The organism is Arthrobacter sp. P4_H3 (assembly GCF_056400885.1).
Map to the genome: position 1 here is coordinate 285,099 of NZ_JBFUKK010000003.1, position 18,150 is coordinate 303,248.

Consider the following 18,150-nt stretch of genomic DNA (forward strand, 5'->3'; position numbering starts at 1 on the left):
TTGGGCCGTTTCGCTGATCCACAGATGCCTTAAGGGTTTTAAGCCCATTAACCGCGGTTGTCCCCTTAACTATCCACAGGCTTATCCACATGCCCCTGTTAATAAGGTAAGGATGCGGGCCGGAAGCCAGGTTCAGGAATCCCGCTGCTGCTGCTTGATGCGGTTGGTCAGCTCCGTAACCTGGTTGTAGATCACACGTCGCTCGGCCATCAGTTCGCGGATCTTGCGGTCTGCGTGGATCACGGTGGTGTGATCGCGGCCGCCGAGCTCCTGCCCGATCTTGGGAAGCGACATGTCCGTCAACTCGCGGCACAGGTACATGGCGATCTGGCGTGCGGTCACCAGCGTGCGGGTCCGAGACTTGCTGCAGAGCTCCTCCATGCTGAGCTTGAAGTAGTCGGCCGTCTGGGTCAGGATCTGCGCCGAGGTGATCTCCTGGGCGCCGTCGTCCGTGATGAGGTCCTTGAGCACCATCTCCGCGAGGGCCACATCCACCGGCTGACGGTTCAGGCTGGCGAAGGCGGTGACGCGGATCAGGGCGCCCTCGAGCTCGCGGATGTTGCTGGAAATCTTGGACGCGATGTATTCGAGGGCGTCGTCCGGTGCGGAGAGGCCTTCGCTGAGGGCCTTCTTGCGGAGGATCGCGATGCGGGTTTCCAGTTCCGGCGGCTGGATGTCGGTGAGCAGGCCCCACTCGAAGCGGGACTTCATCCTGTCCTCGAACCCTGCGAGCAGCTTGGGCGGCTGGTCGGACGTGATGACAACCTGCTTGTTGTTGTTGTGGAGCGCGTTGAACGTGTGGAAGAACTCTTCCAGCGTGCGGTCCTTGCCGGCCAGGAACTGGATGTCATCGATCAGCAGGACATCCACGTTGCGGTAGGTGGTCTTGAAGCTGGTGCCCTCGTCGTCCCGGATGGAGTTGATGAAGTCGTTGGTGAACTCTTCGGAGTTCACGTAGCGGACCCGGATGCCGCTGTAGAGGCGGCGGGCGTAGTGCCCGATCGCGTGCAGCAGGTGGGTCTTGCCCAGTCCGGAATCCCCATAGATGAACAGCGGGTTGTACGCCTTGGCCGGTGCCTCGGCGACGGCGACGGCGGCTGCATGCGCGAACCGGTTCGACGAACCGATCACGAATGTGTCGAACACGTACTTCGGGTTGAGCCGGCCGAATTCGTGGGAAGTGCTCGGCAGCATGGGCTGCGGCTTCAGTTCCACGGTGGGATCGGTCGCGAGGGAAAGTTCGACGGCGGGTTCCGGCTCCGTGTGGAGGGGCACCAGATCGGTGTCGACGTCGATGGCGCAGCGGATGTCTTCGGAGAAGACGCTGTGGAGGGCGTCGTCGAGGGCTTCCTTGACCTGGGTCTGCAGGACTTCGCGGGTGAGTTCGTTGGGCACCGCCACCAGGAGGGTGGACCCGATCAGTCCCTGCGCCTGGGCGAGGATTACGAAGCCGCGCTGCCGGGGTGAAACCCGGTGGTCCTGCTCCAGAAGGCTCACAACCCGCCGCCAGGAACTTCCGACAGTATTCGCGTGGTTGGCTTCGTCTACTGTCATCAATCAGTTCCTCAAACTTGCTTGCCTGCATTACCTGCAGCCACAAGTCCTGAACCAGGGGTGGTTCCGGCTTATATCCACAGGGTTATGCACAGAGCGTGGATAATCGGCTACTGAGCCACTCTAGGGGATCAAAAGCCTAGAAGATAGCTGGGTAGAGCCTTGTGGATAATTACACCGGTGTGGTTCGAAAACGCGCCCTGTGAGCCACTTCATCCACAGGCTGTGGGCAGAGGTTAACCACAGCGGGTGCAGGGCAGTGAACCCTGGCCCGGTTTGACTACGGCAGGCTTTTTGGCCTAACGTTGTGAAGTCCTTTGTGTCCGCTTTTCGACCTCATTTGAATCTCTCTGACGTTCTGCGTCCTACGAGCCGAGGGCAGCGTGTGCACATACAAAACTTAGCGTCGGCCAGTTCTTCCCCTTTTTGATCGGGTGGGCGCACCTTTGATCCACTGGAGTAACTAACGTGAGCAAGCGGACTTTTCAGCCGAATAACCGCCGTCGAGCCAAGAAGCACGGCTTCCGCCTTCGTATGCGTACCCGTGCCGGCCGTGCCATCCTGGCAGCCCGTCGTGGCAAGGGCCGCACCGAACTGTCGGCCTAAATACACTGACTCGTCGGTCTACATCCCTTTGCGAGTTTAACGGTGCTAGCCACCAGGAACCGTCTTAGGACACCAACCGATTTTTCAACAACTGTACGTTCCGGCGTCCGCAATGGACGCCGGAACGTAGTGTTATATACGGTAGCTATTGCTGCTGACGAACCAAGCCGGATCGGATTCATCGTTTCCAAGAGTGTTGGGAACGCTGTTGTCAGGAACCTCGTTAAGAGGAGACTGAGGGAAGCCGGCGCTTTGTCGTTGCAGGATTACGGTACCGGGTTCGCCATTGTGGTCCGGGCACTGCCTGCGGCCGCGACTGCCAGCTGGGACCAACTGCTGGCAGATTACAACGCCGCTCTGGAAACGACCATGAAACGGCTGGGCGGCCGCCTTCCTCGGGCCGCGTCAGCGGTTTCACGGGAAACAACACAGGAAGGGACACCGCGTGCGTAACGCCATTGCCGCCGTCGTCCGTTTCCTCAAACCAGCAGCGCTCCATATGGGCAAGACGCTCTGGAACCTGCCCCGCAACTTTCTTATCCTGCTGCTGATGGCCTACCGCAAGGTGATTTCTCCCTTGTACGGTCAGGTCTGCCGCTTCTTTCCTTCGTGCTCGGCGTACGCCCTCGAAGCAATCACGGTGCACGGCGCCTTGAAAGGAAGCTGGCTCGCGGCCCGGCGCCTGGCGCGCTGCCATCCCTGGAACGCCGGCGGCGTGGACCACGTCCCCGCCGGCCACCGCCACTGGCCCGAACACCGGACCCCCACAATTGTTGTACTGAACAACCCGGACAAGTACCTGGCTGCACAGTCTGATGGAGAAGGCCGCACTGCGGCCTGACGAATAGGGATATCGTATGGACTTCTTTGAAACAATCATGTTTCCGTTCAAGTGGCTGGTTTCCGTCATTATGGTGGGCTTCCATGACGGCCTGAGCGCCATTGGCCTGCCTGCCGCCAATGGTTGGACGTGGACGCTGTCCATCATCGGGCTTGTGCTGGTGATCCGTGCCGCCCTGATCCCTGTGTTCGTCAAGCAGATCAAGGCCCAGCGCGGCATGCAGCTCCTTCAGCCGGACCTCAAGAAGCTGCAGGAGAAGTACAAGGGCAAGACCGACCAGCTCTCCCGCCAGGCCATGGCGCAGGAACAGATGGCCATGTACAAGAAGCACGGGACCAACCCGTTCTCGGCCTGCCTGCCCATGCTGATCCAGATGCCGTTCTTCTTTGCCCTGTTCCAGGTGCTTTCCGGTATCACCGCCGCGAAGGACCAGGGCAAGGGCATCGGTGCCATGAGCCATGAGCAGGTGGTTCAGTTCGACTCCTCGAGCATCTTCGGCGCCCCGCTGTCGGCTGCACTTCTTCACGGTGGCGCCGGAAACGTTGCTGTGGTTGTGCTCAGCATCGTGATGATCCTCGCGATGACGGCTTCGCAGTTCATCACGCAGAAGCAGATCATGGCCAAGAATATGTCCGAAGAGGCCATGGCCAGCCCGTTCATGCGCCAGCAGAAAATGATGCTCTACATCCTGCCCCTTGTGTTCGGTGTGGGTGGCATCAACTTCCCTATCGGTGTGCTGATCTACTGGACCACCACCAACCTCTGGACCATGGCACAGCAGTTCTTCGTCATCCGCCGCATGCCGACGCCGGGATCCCCGGCCGCCAAGGCCCTCGCCGAGCGCCGCGCCGCCAAGGGCCTTCCGGCCCTGCCCATCCTGGGAGGCAAGAAGGCCGACGTTGAGGCTGAAGCCGCCGCCGCAGCCGCCGTCGCCGAGGCCAAAGGCCAGCGCATCCAGCCACAACGTAAGAACAGGAAGAAGAAGTAATGTCTGTCGATAGCACCGAAAACGCCGTTACCGCCGAGGCCATTGAAGACCAGGACGACGCCCGGGACGAGAGCCAGGATTCGGGCAAGGGTTCTTCCGCGAGCCGGCTGGAAGAGGAAGGCGACGTCGCAGCCGACTACCTCGAAGAGCTGCTGGACATCGCCGACATTGACGGCGACATCGACATCGAGGTCCGGAACGGACGGACCTACATTTCCATCGTGGCCGAGGAAGAGTCATCAGGGTTGGACAGCCTCGTCGGCCGGGACGGTGAAGTGCTGGAAGCCCTGCAGGAGCTGACCCGCCTTTCCGTACTCTCAGCCACCGAAAACCGGTCCCGGCTGGTGCTGGACATCAATGGATACCGGCAGGAGCGTGCCGGCCACCTGCAGAAGATTGCAGAGGACGCCGTGGCCTCCGTCAAGGAATCCGGAAACGCTGTGGCGCTGGAGCCGATGAGCGCTTACGAGCGGAAGATCGTCCACGACGCTGTGGCCGATCTGGGATTCGTCAGCGAATCCGAAGGCGAAGGTGCCGGGAGGCACATCGTTGTCTCCGCAGACTGAAGACGCCGGGACGCTGACAATGGTTGACATCACTGCCGCGGAGCTGAAGGCAGCCGAGGCGATCTTCGGTGATCGCCTGGACCTGGCCAAACGCTATGTGGAGCACTTGGCCACATCCGGGACCGAGCGGGGGCTGATTGGCCCCCGCGAGGTTCCCCGGCTCTGGAGCCGGCATGTATTGAACTGTGCCGTCATTGAGCGGGAAATCGCCGCCGGCAGCCATGTCGCGGACGTTGGGAGCGGTGCCGGGCTGCCGGGCTTGTGCTTGGCAATTGCCCGTCCCGACCTGGAACTGACGCTGATCGAGCCGCTGGAACGCCGGGTGATCTGGCTGCAGGAAGTTGTGGACGATCTTGGGCTGACAAACGTCACCGTGATGCGCACCCGGGCCGAACTGGCTGTGGGTATGGTGAACGCCGACGTCGTCACGGCCCGGGCAGTGTCCGCGTTGTCGAACCTGGCCGGTCTGACCATCCCCCTGCTTGCGGGCAAGGGCGAAGTCGTGGCCATCAAGGGACGCAGTGCCGGCGAAGAAATCGAGAAGGCTGCCAAAGCCATCCGGAAGCTCGGCGGTGTGCAGACATCCGTCGTAGTAGTCGGTGAGGACCTCCTGGAGGAACCCACCACTGTGGTCCGAATCATCGTTAATAAGAAGCAAAAGATTGCCTAGCCGCTGGCCCGGTGCCACAGGACTTTAGGGGGAAGCGGTTAGGCTAGTGAACGGCAGAAAAAGCCGAATGAGAGTGAGTGTGTCACAGTGACCAGTAGCGAAGCCTCCACACAGCGGATACCCCCGTTTGTGTCCCTGGGGTCCGCACGGGCCATTGCTGCGCCCTCCATCGCGCAGAGTGACTCGTGGAATCATCTGAATTCGGTTACAAGCCGCTCCAAATCGACCGCAGTTTCACGTGAAACTTCGAACTCGGTCAGCGGGAACATCATGGATTCCATCGATGATTCGAGCCCCATCGCCCGCGACCTTGCGCACGAGAACAAACGCCGTGAACGCCTGGTCGGCCGGCAGCTTCCCAAGCCTGAGAAAACCCGCGTCTTCACGGTTTCCAATCAGAAGGGCGGCGTTGGCAAAACCACCACCACGGTGAACATTGCCGCTGCCCTCGCGGCTGCAGGACTGAACGTCCTGGTCATTGACATTGATCCCCAAGGCAACGCCTCAACTGCCCTCGGGATAGAGCACCATGCGGATGTGGATAGCATCTATGACGTCCTGATCAACGATTTGCCCCTCAAGGATGTTGTGGCTCCGTGCCCGGACATAGCGAACTTGATTTGTGCCCCGGCCACGATCCACCTGGCCGGTGCGGAAATCGAGCTGGTCTCCCTCGTTGCCAGGGAACAGCGGCTCCGGCGTGCGATTGACGTGTACGCCAAGGAACGCCAGAAGGCCGGCGAGGCGCGTCTTGATTACATCTTCATCGACTGCCCGCCGAGCCTGGGCCTTCTGACCGTCAACGCCTTCTGCGCGGCCGGCGAGGTCCTGATCCCCATTCAGTGCGAGTACTACGCCCTGGAAGGCCTTAGCCAGCTCCTGAAGAACATCGAAATGATCCAGAAGCACCTCAACGCAGACCTGATTGTTTCAACGATTCTCCTCACCATGTACGACGGCCGCACGAACCTTGCTGCACAGGTGGCTGCCGAAGTCCGTCAGCACTTCCCTGACCAGGTCCTTGGTGCAGTGGTTCCGCGGTCCGTCAGGATCTCGGAGGCACCCAGTTACCAGCAGACTGTGATGACCTACGATCCGTCCTCCAGCGGTGCACTCTCCTACTTGGAAGCCGCAGCGGAAATCGCTGAACGTTAGAATTTTCAACAATTGCACTAGCCAGAGCCGGGTCTGCCGGGCTCTTCCATTGGAGGGATTTATCCATGAGCGATAAGCGACGCGGCCTCGGTCGTGGTCTTGGCGCACTCATTCCAAGTTCCGCTCCGGCTAACGCTTCGGGTAACGGCGCAGCGCCTTCACGCCCTGTTGACCTGTTTTTCCCGGAAGCCAGGAAGAAGCCGACGACGGCCGCCAGCGTTCTCATTGAAGAGGACGCAGCTGCTGCGGCGCCAGAAAAGCCACGCTCCGAGAATGCCCCGACCGAGACTGCCCCGGCTCAAAAGACTTCTGAAAACAAGGCAGCTTCAGCGAAGGCTGCGGATGCTTCTGGCTCGGCTGTAACCAAGAGTCCGGCTAATGGCGTTGCGTCTCCTGACACGAAAGCTCCTGCCCGGAAAACCGCCGCCAGCTCCGGTGCCGCAAAGCAGCCCGTAGCTGCTACGGCTGCACAAAATGAAGCCGCTACAAGCCCGGCTACAGCCACCGACGACGGACCGGAACTGGTGGAGGTTCCCGGCGTCCGGTTTGCTGAGATCCCGGTCGGTGACATCCATCCGAACCGGAAGCAGCCCCGTTCCGTCTTCGATGAGGACGACATGGCGGAGCTTATTCACTCCGTCCGTGAAATAGGCGTCCTCCAGCCAATTGTGGTCCGTACGTCAACCGAAAAAGGTGGCGAACCGTTTGAGCTCGTCATGGGTGAACGTCGCTGGCGGGCAGTACAGGCCGCAGGGCTCGAAACCATCCCGGCAATCGTCAGGGACACCACGGATGACGACCTGCTTCGGGACGCACTCCTTGAAAACCTTCACCGCAGCCAGCTGAACCCCCTTGAAGAAGCTGCTGCCTACCAGCAGCTGCTTGAGGACTTCGGCACGACGCACGAGCAGCTTGCCGACCGGATTGGCCGCTCGCGTCCCCAGGTCTCAAATACGCTCCGCCTCCTCAAGCTGCCGCCGTTGGTCCAGCGCCGGGTTGCGGCCAGTGTACTGTCCGCGGGCCATGCACGGGCTCTGCTTGCCCTTCCTGATGCGGCAGCGATGGAACGCCTCGCCCAGAAGATCGTCGCAGAGGGAATGTCGGTTCGCGCCACCGAGGAAGCTGTCACTCTGTACCAGAGCCCGGCGGAACCCACAAAGAACAACGTCCCCCGCCCGGGCGCACGCCACGAACGCTTGGATTACCTCGCGTCGTCGCTTTCGGACCGGCTGGACACCAACGTCAAGATCTCCCTCGGTGCCAGGAAAGGCCGCGTGAGTATCGAGTTCGCCAGCGTGGAAGACCTGAACCGGATCATGGAAGTTCTGTCACCTGGTTCCGAGAACTAGGACTGCACCAATGAAGTAGGGCCCGTTTCACGTGAAACGGGCCCTTTTCATTTGTCCTTTTGAGGTGGCGTAGCTACTCAAATCGGCCGGGGCAGTTGTGCACTTGCTGTTGTTGCTGTGCGTGCCGTTGGAAGTGAGCATGCTTGTCCGGTTGCTGACTCGTTGGCGTTTCTAGTTTGGCGTGACCATCCGGCGATGCTGCGAGTTGGGCTTGAATTCCATGCCTTCCGGCTCGACTTCCTTGGAATGCGGGCGGCTGGATGGGGCCTCTGCGGGGCTGCTGGAGTGCTCCCTAAGGCATTCTGGAGCCCTGGGCGCCACGGTCTGCTGTTCGCTGGTCCGGACACCCCCGATCGGCGGACGGCGCACCAGAGCGCCGTACAGGCTCCGGCCGCGTCGGAATCACCGATGTGGGACGGCCTTTGAGCTGGAGATTGCGGGAAACCGCTCATCTCCTCCTTTCGGCAGGTTTCGGGCCACAAGGGGTGTCACCAAGCGCAGTCATCACTGCGCGCCACCACTGGGTGCCTCTGTGTGTGGGTTGGCCCTTTCGAACAGCAGGGCACTCATACTCTGCAGCGGTATTCACTCCCTACAGAGAGGCTGAATCGGAGCCGCGCTCCGGAACCTAAAATGCTGGAGGAAGCCCGCTCAAGTTGCAGAGGCGAAAAGCCAAGCAAAGAGGTTCGGTCGACGGCTTGCGGCTGGGCGCCCGGAGTAGGCATCGGCGCTTGCAAACACGGTCAAGCAACCGGATTTCACCAATATGTACTTCCACGGTGGCGCGAAGGTTGGATGGAACAGACACGATGCTTCTAAGGGGTGGTGGTCAGGACAGTGAGTCTGCCTCGGACTCCCTGTTCAGCCTGACGTGTTGTCCTGGTTTCCTGGATTGCCCAGTTGAAGGCTGTCATGTTTCACGTGAAACGTGTTGGCCCACCGTTGTTCAGTGGAGGGTGCGCTGGGCATCAGGATGAGCTTTGGCGCTTCGGCGCATTGGCGCCTTCGCGGATTCTGGCTGAGGTGGAGGCGAGTACTGGGTGTGTCCATGGAGCGCTGTCTTTGAAAGAGGAGTAAATGGACAGTGCCAGGGACTACTGCGCGCTTCATCCACTGTCTTGCCGGCACATGCAGAGAGATGCAGATTCGGACGGATTCCGTGCCACGAAGCACAGCGGGTAGACCGTTACGTGGTCAAGACACCGAAAATTGGTCTGTCTACGTCGATGGTATGGTGTGAACCTGGCTAGGATTTCAGGCGTTCCGAGGGCTGGTCCTTGTCTCTTCGCAGGACTCTCGTCCGTGTTGCTTTCCCCTCTGCTTAGAGTGCAACAGTCTGCCTTGCGTACAGGTTGTCGGTTGTTGTCCGCACCCGAAGTGCACTGCGCGTATGGATCAAGCTGTTTGGCAGTTGTGGCAGTCGTCAGGTACTTCCTTGCTATGAACCCCACTTTCCAGCAGAAGAGCCTGTTGTGATCGCCGACCTGGATCCGATGCCATGGCTTCGTCGCCAACCCGACTCGGTCGTGGGGCGTACCGAGAGTCCAGGACTCAGGTTGCACGATCAAGGAGTCGGCAGAGAGGGACGGGTGGTGACGGTGCATGGATCCGAGATGTTTCACGTGAAACGTGATCATCGCCTGTGATGGACGAACGCCTGTGATGGACGAAGCCGCCTTCCTCGTCATGCCGGGGACGACCAAGTGCTGGTCGCTCCGTGGCCGATGGCGGCGACGCCACAGCACCTGAATCCCCCATGGGCCACGGCGCGTTATGACGTCAACTATGTCTCCCCTGTGGCTACGGGTCCGTCATTAGCGGAGGGGCCGGTCTCTGGAGTCGCTGCCTAGCCGACGAGGGGGTTCGACTTGGCGCCACTCAGGTTTCGTCAGCTGGGTCGGGCCAGGGATGGTGAACGGACTTGTATGTTTCACGTGAAACGTTTGACATACCTGTCGAGCCAAGTAGTCATACTTAATAGGCGGTGGAAACCGAGACGCCGCAATTCCGGTGCGTTGCCATGAACGACACTGCTCCATTGAACGCCCGTAGACCATGCCCCCACGACGCTAGAATCCGGTGGGCTCCCCCCGGCGCAGCGGCCGCAGTGCCGCCGACAGGTCGACAGGCCGGCAGCCAGATGCACTTGAACCTGCCCCAGCTCTTCTCGCATCCCTGTTCGTCCAGAACCCGCTATCCGGCTTCTGATGTACCCGTCGATGTGATGCCGGGCAGCGCAATGCGCCGCTGGCTGTGAGTCCTCTCTGAAGCGAATCTCTGAAGCGACGCTAATCGGACCTACCGGCCTAGTCGAAGGAGTTCCGCAGATTGTCGAGGGAAGCCTCGGTCGCCTCTTTTCATCCCCGCCTCCAACCATCCCCGCGTCGAATGTAGCCAGTCTCTCCCCGCGGGAATGAAGATTGGGTACGAATTCGATGGGTCAACTAGTCATGGTAGTCGGCCTGGCGGGAAGTACCATTGGGCTTCATGCCGAGTGCCTCGTGACGCATCGAGCCCTGGACGGCCCCCTTAGCGACACGCGGCCCTACTCGTTGGGCGTCGTACCGGATGTGCCCTTCCTTACGAACCGCCTCCGTGATCCTTGCCTGCCAATGGGGAGCTGGCGTAGCCGAAACATTTGGCTTAACCACATCGCGATCGCTTGAGCAGGTCGCCGCTGAACGCAGGAAGGAGCGACATCAAGGAGATCCAGTGTGTGTCCTTGCGCTGGCGTTGGTTCTCTAGTCCTGCGGCGCGGAGTCGTCTCCTCCCCCTCGGGTGAAGCTTGGCGGCATCCAAGTCTCTTGAATATAGACCGGGAGCAGTGGACACACCGGTGCATAACGTGGTGGATATCCCTGTGGATAACATTGTGGATAGAGCCGGGGTGCAACGCTCCAACCTAGGACTTAGGCGAGCGAACGTCAGCAGGCCGAAATGGCGTTTTCACCTCGCCGCCTTACGTGTTTCACGTGAAACATCGCTCGTCCCTTCCCTCCGAAGCCAAACAGCCCTCGAATGCAGCAATTTCGGCCAATATCGCCCGATTCTAACGGCTTTTGCGACTCATCCTGATGACTAATCAGTACACTTCACAAGCGTCGCATTAAGTGACTCGCGCCACATACGGCGACCGATCGCTAACCGTGTCGGATATGTCGGGAATCACAATCAGGGCCCCTCGGCCGGGCCTGTGGATAAGCTTGTGGATATCGCCTGTGGAGAAATGAAGACGGGCTGGGGAAAAGTTGGCGCCGAGACTGCTCCGCCGTGAATCGGATGATATCCGGGTGCGCCCCCGACAAGGCCTTCAAGGTCACGATGCTCGCATGATCGCCACGGGAACGCCCCCAGAATCGGAAGCCTGCCTCTCCTCGAATCATCACTGCCAGTGGCTGATGGTTGGCATCGAATGGTCCGGTGAACACGTTGGGACCTGGTCTGGATGGCCGAAAAGATGCAAACCCCGCGCCTCTGCATCCGGCCCACCCTCCGCACCGGTACCGCACACCGACGGCGATATGTTTGAAACTTTGGCATCTAGCGAGCTCTTAGTCGGAACGGGGTTTGCCCGCGGGCAGAGGTGCACAGGATCCTGGGGACGCCTCTTCTCGCCCGTCCGGCGTAAGCGGATATGCGGCTCAGACACCCGACTAAGGCATCGAGGACTGCGTGCGCCAAGCACAGCGCTCAAGTTCCATCTTGGATCAGGTGTCAGTGACAGGCTCTAGCGGGGCAGCTGAGTGGTCCGTTATCTGAGGCGTTCTTCAGTCCCCTGCTCTGATGCGCGTCGCAGTCGTGTCGGCCCCGCATCGACGCTTCGCGTTTTTGCGGCTAGTCCACGGGGAAGCCCTAGGCTGTCCGGCTGATCTGCCTGGCCAGTATTCATGGTGGAACATTTCACGTGTGGTCGGGGCGCTGCAACGGCCGGCTTCGCATGCAGTCGGGATGCCAGTTGACGTACCCGGCCAGGGTGGGGTGGGTCGAAGGGTCGGCGTATGGCACTGCATCGGGATCCATTTCCAGCGACGCAGGAGCGGGGCGGGAGGATCTGGACGGCCGGTTCGGAAGTTCAAGCAGCTCGGTGCGGCGGGTTCAGGGCAGCCGGCGGAGGGCGGTGAACATATCAAAAGATCTCGGCTTCGCTAGGTTCGTTGCAGGCTGAGCCATGGGCTGTGGAATCGGTGCGCCGACCTGTCGGCACACCGCCTGGACACTTCCGCAGGGATCCCTAGCGACGCGCAAGGCCGGGCCTGCAGTGCCGGCAACAACGTTAGCGTACGGCTGAGCCCCCAGGGGAAGCGATGGGTGATCCGGGCTCCACAAGACCGGGATCCTTCGAACCATCAGGTACAGGGAACATCGGGTGCTGCTACGCGAAAACCTGGCCTGTCCATCGTCGTGAAGGACGACTTCGTTGGTCGCTGGATTGTGCAGGCGCAACTTGTGGCCCTGCGTATGCTCAATTGTTTGCGCTCATTGATGGTGTCAGTGCCTACGCGGAGAGGACTGGAGTGCAGCATTTGCTCAGGACAGCGTGACCTGGTGGCTAGTCAGACGGGCTGCAGATCGACCACAGTCTTGAATGATGCCGTGAGTAGATGGATGACCAAGTGCGGTTGCTGCCAGAGGTTGGAGACGGATAGCGTTGCCTTGCTCATGAATCAGCCGTGCTGCCGGGGCGTTGCCGCAAGAAGGTGTGTGGCCCCGATGTGTCCCTTTGGATGTTCCGTTCCATCGAGCTCCGGGGGACCCCAGACGATGCCGTGAAATCCAGATCGGTTACTAAGCGGCGGCGGAACCGTGTTTCACGTGAAACATTGTTGGGGCTTCCGCGTCCCATCACCCTTCAGACCCACCACATGCCCTTGGCTGTGGTGCAGTGGGCGCCGCCCACACTGCCCTTCCCGTGCAACGTCAACAGTTAGTGAAGAAGCCCGGTACCCGATCCCGCAATGCTCCTGGGTTCGTTCGGCATTCCTCCGGTCGTACTGTCGACGTGCCCGAAGGCGGACGCAGTGGTTGGCTCGTACTGCCCCAAACGTATTTGCGATCCGGTTTCACGTGAAACAATGTCGGGGCCCGCCGAGTCGTTGACTCCCGTCCGGAGTGACACTTCAGAACGGGAGCAGTCAGCGATATACGCATGGCAGCTGCATCTCATGGCATCCCGGACCAAATGGGCTAGGGACGGTTACTGAAGCCCGCCGCATTCGCAATCGGTGGAGTGCTCCGGTCGGTTTATGTGGCGGAGCAGACCCGGGTGAAGATCCAAGTGCGGTCCTGCATTAGGTGTAACAGCAGTGTCAGTTTGCACGGAGCCGCCGACCGGAGGGCTTCCGTTCAGGTCGGTTCAGTCCCGGCAGGGCTAGCGGGCTGTGCAATATCCACGTCGGCCGGATCACCGTAGTGGGCAGAGCGGCCCCCTCATGGCCACGAAGGCGGAGTCGAAGTGTTTGGCTCAAATTTCCTTCGAATTGCGTGCAGCTCGGAAGCGTGGCCACAGCGGGGTAGGCGGTGGTACACCAAAATCCACCCTCGAGGCGTAGGGTTTCAGGTGTGTCCTGCGCGTCGCCGGGCCGTGGAGCTGCTGCACCCATCCGTTGCTCCCCTTCTGCAAGGCTGAGCATCCGTGTTCCCCTGTGGTGCGCTTGATCTGCGAACCTGGCTGGGTCTTGGGGTTTGCTGAGGACTCGGCCCGGGAAGTTCGCCCTGGGATGTGTGAGAGAGCTTCGGAGTGGCCCGCGTCTTGGATGTTTCACGTGAAACGTGCGGTCACCTCAGGAGCTGGTTCTTCGTTTTGCCTGATCCGAACGAATGGAGGATGGCCGTCGTCTGGCTCCATCCTCCTTGCGTGAAGCGTCCCCGATGCTCCGTTAGCCGCTCCACGGTTAGCGAGTTCGGGTGCAGGCCCGACTCATGAGTCACCAGCACCAGGCGAGACGACGAACGAAGAACTCATCAGCGCACACTAGCGGCTCGTTGGTTACATTCTCTTGCTACTCGAAACCGACAAGAAGTGCCCCGCGCGTCCACAAATGGTGTCCACTGCCCAACGCCGGACGAAGTACGGTGATCTCGGGGACCCCCTTCCCCCTCCTCCTTCCCCCCTTGACCCGACCGTAGATCCGCAAGCATTCGGATCCGATGGGAACGTCGATCACATGATCCGGGTGCACTCCAGCAGGGCCGTCGACGTGCCCCCATGCATGGCGGTTCTGTGGGTGCGACGGGTCTACGTGTTTCCAACCTAGGGAAGCGGCCCACGGCTGAACGCCGCCGGCGGTAGGCACGCACCAAAGAAGGTGCAAGGGATCAAATCGAAGTCGCCGCCGGTGGAACAGGTCCGTGGCGCATTGGAGGTGTATCGAATCGGACGCAACGGCGGTCTCTGCGCGCCCATCCCCTGGCGGCACCGTGGATTGATCACCCTGCCGAAGTCAGTAAGGGTTGGCCTTGAGTGGTTAGGGGCACCTGGAACGGCCTGCATAGGTCGGTCGCGGCCGAGACGAAGGGCGACGTGAAGTCGTGGGACCCAGGGCATCCCAGACGAGGAATGCGCCATTCGGCCAGCCCCAGGTTTCACGTGAAACATGGTCATTGAGAAACCAGTGAACGGGAGTGCGCCATAGTTCCATCCCTCGCCGGTGCGAACCACCTTGGGGCCACCCACCCACGCTCGGTTCCGATCCCCACGGCCCCCACCCGCTTTGAGTCGAGTGTTTCACGTGAAACAGTTTTCCGTCAGCTGTGATTCTTTAGGTGCTGGTACCCGCCGGGATCGAATGCGGACCGGTCGCAGTGTCCCCTGGTAAGGGAAAATCCTGGCGCCGGGCCTGGGGACGTTCTGAAGAAGAGCGCCGTTCGAAACAACTCGCCTGAGTTGAAGTCGGCTCCATGAAGCACTCCCCCGTGCTGCCGGAGCCACACGTACGCCTCGAACGATGAATCCGCCGAACGGCTACTTGCATTTCAATCACATACTCCGACCCACCGGGGAAATCGCCCAGGAAGCAGAAACGGCGGCCATCACCTGATGAGTGATGGCCACCGTTTGTGCGACTGGAAACCCGGCCTACCCTAAAATCCCCGGGCGGCACGTGGTCCGGGGCGCTTGATCCGCTCTAGGCGGTCAACGTGCTACGACAGGACGTCGGCGAATTCCTTCTCGAAGAACTGCTTCGGCTTGGCGCCGATTACGGTGTTCTTCACCTCGCCACCCTGGAACAGGTAGACAGCCGGAATTGAGGTGATGCCGTACTCGGCTGCGATAGCCGGGTTGTCGTCAACGTTTACCTTGACGACATTGACCTTCTCGCTGTACTCAACGGAGATCTCGTCCAGGATCGGGCCCAGCTTGCGGCAGGGACCGCACCATTCGGCCCAGAAGTCCACGATGACCGGCTTGTCAGCCGACAGTACATCCGTGCTGAAACTTGCGTCCGTTACGTCTTTTGCGTTGCTCATTAGCTTGTTGTTTCCCTTCGGATCAATAGTGCGCTGTTTAGGCGTGGAAGTCTGCGAGGTAGTGCTCGACGTCGATAGCTGCAACGCAGCCCGAGCCGGACGCAGTGATTGCCTGGCGGTACGTGGGGTCCACAACGTCGCCGGCAGCGAATACGCCCTTGACGCTCGTCTTGGAACTGCGGCCCTCGACGGCGATGGTCCCCTCCGGAGTGAGGTCCAGCGTGTCCTTGATCAGGTCGGTACGGGGATCGTTTCCAATGGCCACGAAGACGCCCGTCACGGCCAGTTCCGACTCGGTACCGTCCACAAGGCTCTTCAGCTTCAGGCCGGTAACCTTGTCTCCGCCGAGGACGTCGTCAACGGCGGAGTTCCACACGAAATTAATCTTCTCGTGGGCCAGTGCGCGGTCCGCCATGATCTTGGAGGCCCTTAGTGTGTCCCGGCGGTGAACGACGGTGACTGACTTGGCGAACTTGGTGAGGAACAGTGCCTCCTCCATGGCCGAGTCTCCGCCGCCAATAACGGCGATGTCCTGATCCTTGAAGAAGAAACCGTCGCAGGTTGCACACCAGCTAACGCCGTGGCCTGACAGTCGCTTCTCATTCGGAAGGCCGAGCTCGCGGTAAGCCGATCCGGTGGAGAGGATGATGGAGCGGGCCTGGAAGGTCTCCCCCGTGGCGATGGTGATGGTCTTGATGTCGCCCTCGAGGTCCAGTGCGGTGACATCCTCGAACTGGATCTCCGTGCCGAAACGGGCGGCCTGCTTTTCGAAGTTCTCCATCAGGTCCGGGCCCATGATGCCCTCAGGGAACCCGGGGTAGTTCTCCACGTCGGTGGTGTTCATCAGTTCCCCACCGGCGGTGACGGAACCGGCAAGGAGCAGCGGCTTGAGGTTGGCACGTGCCGTATAGACTGCAGCCGTGTAGCCTGCAGGGCCGGAGCCGACGATGATGACATCACGTACCTGGGACGCGGTGTTTTCTGCGTTGCTCACTGAACGGTGAACCTCTTCCTTAGTCGATGCGCCTGCTTTTGCTGGCCGGCCACATGGCACAACCCATTGTTGGTGCTGAATATTCCGGGGAAGGCGGTAGCCCAACAAGACGCCACCACTCAGGGTACCGTCTCGTCGGGCTGGGAGACGCCGTGTTACCGGGCCTCAAGCGGGTTCATGGACCCGTTGCTGCCGGGCCTGGGGTTGCCTACTGGACCTTGATCTCGGCGAGCCGGAGTCCGTAGCCGAAGCGCGTCTTGGGCGCCGCCAGCTTGGGGAGGTTCTTGATGGTCACAATCACATACTGCGCCGTCACAGGCTCAGAAAGCGGCATGGTCAGGTCGGGCGAGGTGAAGCTGTTGCTTCCAACCTGCTTGGCGCCCTCCATGGACGGGCGGTCATTCGTCAGCACACTGATATTGCCGCCGGAACCGCCCAGCTGGCTAAGTGTGATGGAGGAGACCTTCGACGCACTCTTCAGTTTGACGACAAGTGACACGTCAGGTGCCAGGCCGCCCCAGTTGTCCGTGGCGAACTCCATATCCGACCAGTAGCTGGCGCCGTTTCCGTCAAAGGTCTTTGACAGGTCGCCGTCATAGGTGGCGGCAAAGTCAAAGTCGCCCAGGCGGGATACTCCGTCGACCGCCGGCGGGCCCGCCACCGGTGAGGCGGACTGGCTCGGGGTGGCCTCCCCTGACGTCTGCGGCTGGGACGCGCCGGAGGTTCCCGGGGCGGGATTGCTCTGGGGCTCGCTTTTGAACAGGCTTCCCAGGTTGGATACAGCAAAGATGAGGCCTACCACCAGTACGGCGGCCAGCAGCCCGCCCACGAGCCATCGCATTGACCGGGGCTCGCGCTCCACCGGCTCGTCGTCGTCGTAGTATTCGTCTGTCTCGACGTCCCGACTGTTTCGGGCAAAGGCCGGGAAAGTGCCGGCCATGCGCTCCCGCGCCGTTTTGGCGGGTCCGGTGGCGGGGGCCGCTTCATCCCCGTAGTCATAGTCATCGTCGGCCCATAGGGACACCTTTGGAGACTCCGCGGCCGGGGCCTGGGCCTTCAGCGCTTCGGTGTTCCGCGGTGCGCGGGGCTCTGACGCCGGTGTGCCGGCCTGCGGGGAAACGGCCTGCTGCGGGGTGGTCGCCTGGGGTGCAGTGGAAGGATCCTTGGACGGTTTGCCCGTTGCCGCTCCGGCAGCAAGCCCGGCGGCCCCGGCCGCACCGGCGGCTGCAGCCCCGGCCCCGGGTCCGCGTCCATTGGCAGCACCGGCGCCGGAGGAGCCGAGGGAGGGCGCCGACGACGGGCGAGCCGGTGCAGCGCGAGGCGGCACCACCGGGGGTGTCGACTGTTTGCCGCTCTGGCTGGCGGGCTTGTTGTTGCCGTAATTGATGTAGCCGGCGTCGACCTCTTCTTCGTCGTAGAGGCCGTCATAGGTCTCGGGCTCGTGGGACCGCGCCTGACCGAAAATCTCGCTTCCGAGGGTGTCGGTAAAGAAGGGTTCGACGTACGGCGGGTGGGACGCAACCACAAGGTCCAGGAGGTCGGCAGCCGATGTGTGGTTGGTGATCAGGTAGGTTGTGGAATCGCTGACGCCAAGGTCCAGGATCTGGACATTTCCGGGACGTTCTCCGGTGGCAACCTCGCGGGCGCTTTGGGCTACCTGCTCCGCATTGTCCGGACCCGCAACCAGGATGCTCACCGGCCGGTTGAGGACTTGGTCAACACCATCCAGCACCAGATCATGGTCGTGTGAGGTCAATACGGTGGCGGTGACCTTGTAGCGGCCGCCGAGCACTGATCCAACATCGATCGGGTGGGACACGGGTTCCTCCTAGACTGTCCGGGGAATCGCCGCTTCGGTCATGCCAAAGCGGATTCACCGGTTAGCCGGTTAATTTCTGGTCTGCAATTACCCTAGTTAGCTTCTGATCCTAGCCGATGGAGCATAACGGCCGTGTGAGAC

The 18,150-nt window shown here is 61.1% G+C and carries 12 protein-coding genes; 8 read left to right on the plus strand and 4 right to left on the minus strand.

Going from position 1 to position 18,150, the window contains the following annotated elements; genetic code table 11:
• Window positions 1-132: 132 nt before the first annotated feature.
• Window positions 133-1,554, minus strand: coding sequence for a chromosomal replication initiator protein DnaA (gene dnaA / locus AC1DRE_RS06570; RefSeq protein ID WP_476983861.1), 1,422 nt, complete (start codon window positions 1,552-1,554; stop codon window positions 133-135).
• 468 nt (window positions 1,555-2,022) lie between these two features.
• Between dnaA and rpmH the strand changes: the two genes are divergently transcribed.
• The 8 genes from rpmH to AC1DRE_RS06610 all read left to right on the plus strand — a co-directional run bounded on the left by rpmH (window position 2,023) and on the right by AC1DRE_RS06610 (window position 7,729).
• Window positions 2,023-2,160 carry a 50S ribosomal protein L34 gene (gene rpmH / locus AC1DRE_RS06575; RefSeq protein WP_003800212.1) on the plus strand — a complete coding sequence of 46 codons (138 nt, stop codon included), beginning with the start codon at window positions 2,023-2,025 and terminating at the stop codon, window positions 2,158-2,160.
• Window positions 2,161-2,202: 42 nt separating this feature from the next.
• Window positions 2,203-2,613 (plus strand): ribonuclease P protein component, encoded by a 411-nt coding sequence (gene rnpA / locus AC1DRE_RS06580; protein WP_476983862.1) that lies wholly within the window; start codon window positions 2,203-2,205, stop codon window positions 2,611-2,613.
• Window positions 2,606-3,001, plus strand: a complete 396-nt coding sequence (yidD, locus tag AC1DRE_RS06585; RefSeq protein WP_476983863.1) for a membrane protein insertion efficiency factor YidD — start codon at window positions 2,606-2,608, stop codon at window positions 2,999-3,001. Before rnpA ends, yidD begins: the two co-directional genes overlap by 8 nt.
• A gap of 16 nt (window positions 3,002-3,017) precedes the next feature.
• A complete protein-coding gene (gene yidC / locus AC1DRE_RS06590; RefSeq protein WP_476983864.1) occupies window positions 3,018-3,989 on the plus strand; it encodes a membrane protein insertase YidC in 972 nt (323 codons plus the stop codon).
• Window positions 3,989-4,555 carry a Jag family protein gene (locus AC1DRE_RS06595; protein WP_104174606.1) on the plus strand — a complete coding sequence of 189 codons (567 nt, stop codon included), beginning with the start codon at window positions 3,989-3,991 and terminating at the stop codon, window positions 4,553-4,555. The genes yidC and AC1DRE_RS06595 overlap by 1 nt, the downstream gene beginning before the upstream one ends.
• A 19-nt stretch (window positions 4,556-4,574) precedes the next feature.
• A complete protein-coding gene (gene rsmG, locus AC1DRE_RS06600; RefSeq protein WP_364122771.1) occupies window positions 4,575-5,225 on the plus strand; it encodes a 16S rRNA (guanine(527)-N(7))-methyltransferase RsmG in 651 nt (216 codons plus the stop codon).
• Window positions 5,226-5,312: 87 nt separating this feature from the next.
• Entirely contained in the window at window positions 5,313-6,380 is a 1,068-nt protein-coding gene (locus AC1DRE_RS06605; protein ID WP_476983865.1) for a ParA family protein, read from the plus strand.
• A gap of 65 nt (window positions 6,381-6,445) precedes the next feature.
• Complete coding sequence (locus tag AC1DRE_RS06610; RefSeq protein WP_476983866.1) at window positions 6,446-7,729, plus strand: ParB/RepB/Spo0J family partition protein; 1,284 nt, start codon at window positions 6,446-6,448, stop codon at window positions 7,727-7,729.
• Between the two features lie 7,140 nt (window positions 7,730-14,869).
• Here the strand turns inward: AC1DRE_RS06610 and trxA are convergent.
• The 3 genes from trxA to AC1DRE_RS06625 all read right to left on the minus strand — a co-directional run bounded on the left by trxA (window position 14,870) and on the right by AC1DRE_RS06625 (window position 18,009).
• Entirely contained in the window at window positions 14,870-15,196 is a 327-nt protein-coding gene (gene trxA, locus AC1DRE_RS06615; protein ID WP_011693983.1) for a thioredoxin, read from the minus strand.
• Between the two features lie 37 nt (window positions 15,197-15,233).
• Window positions 15,234-16,190, minus strand: coding sequence for a thioredoxin-disulfide reductase (gene trxB / locus AC1DRE_RS06620; protein WP_476983867.1), 957 nt, complete (start codon window positions 16,188-16,190; stop codon window positions 15,234-15,236).
• 208 nt (window positions 16,191-16,398) lie between these two features.
• Window positions 16,399-18,009 carry an ABC transporter substrate-binding protein gene (locus AC1DRE_RS06625; RefSeq protein ID WP_476983868.1) on the minus strand — a complete coding sequence of 537 codons (1,611 nt, stop codon included), beginning with the start codon at window positions 18,007-18,009 and terminating at the stop codon, window positions 16,399-16,401.
• Window positions 18,010-18,150: the final 141 nt, after the last annotated feature.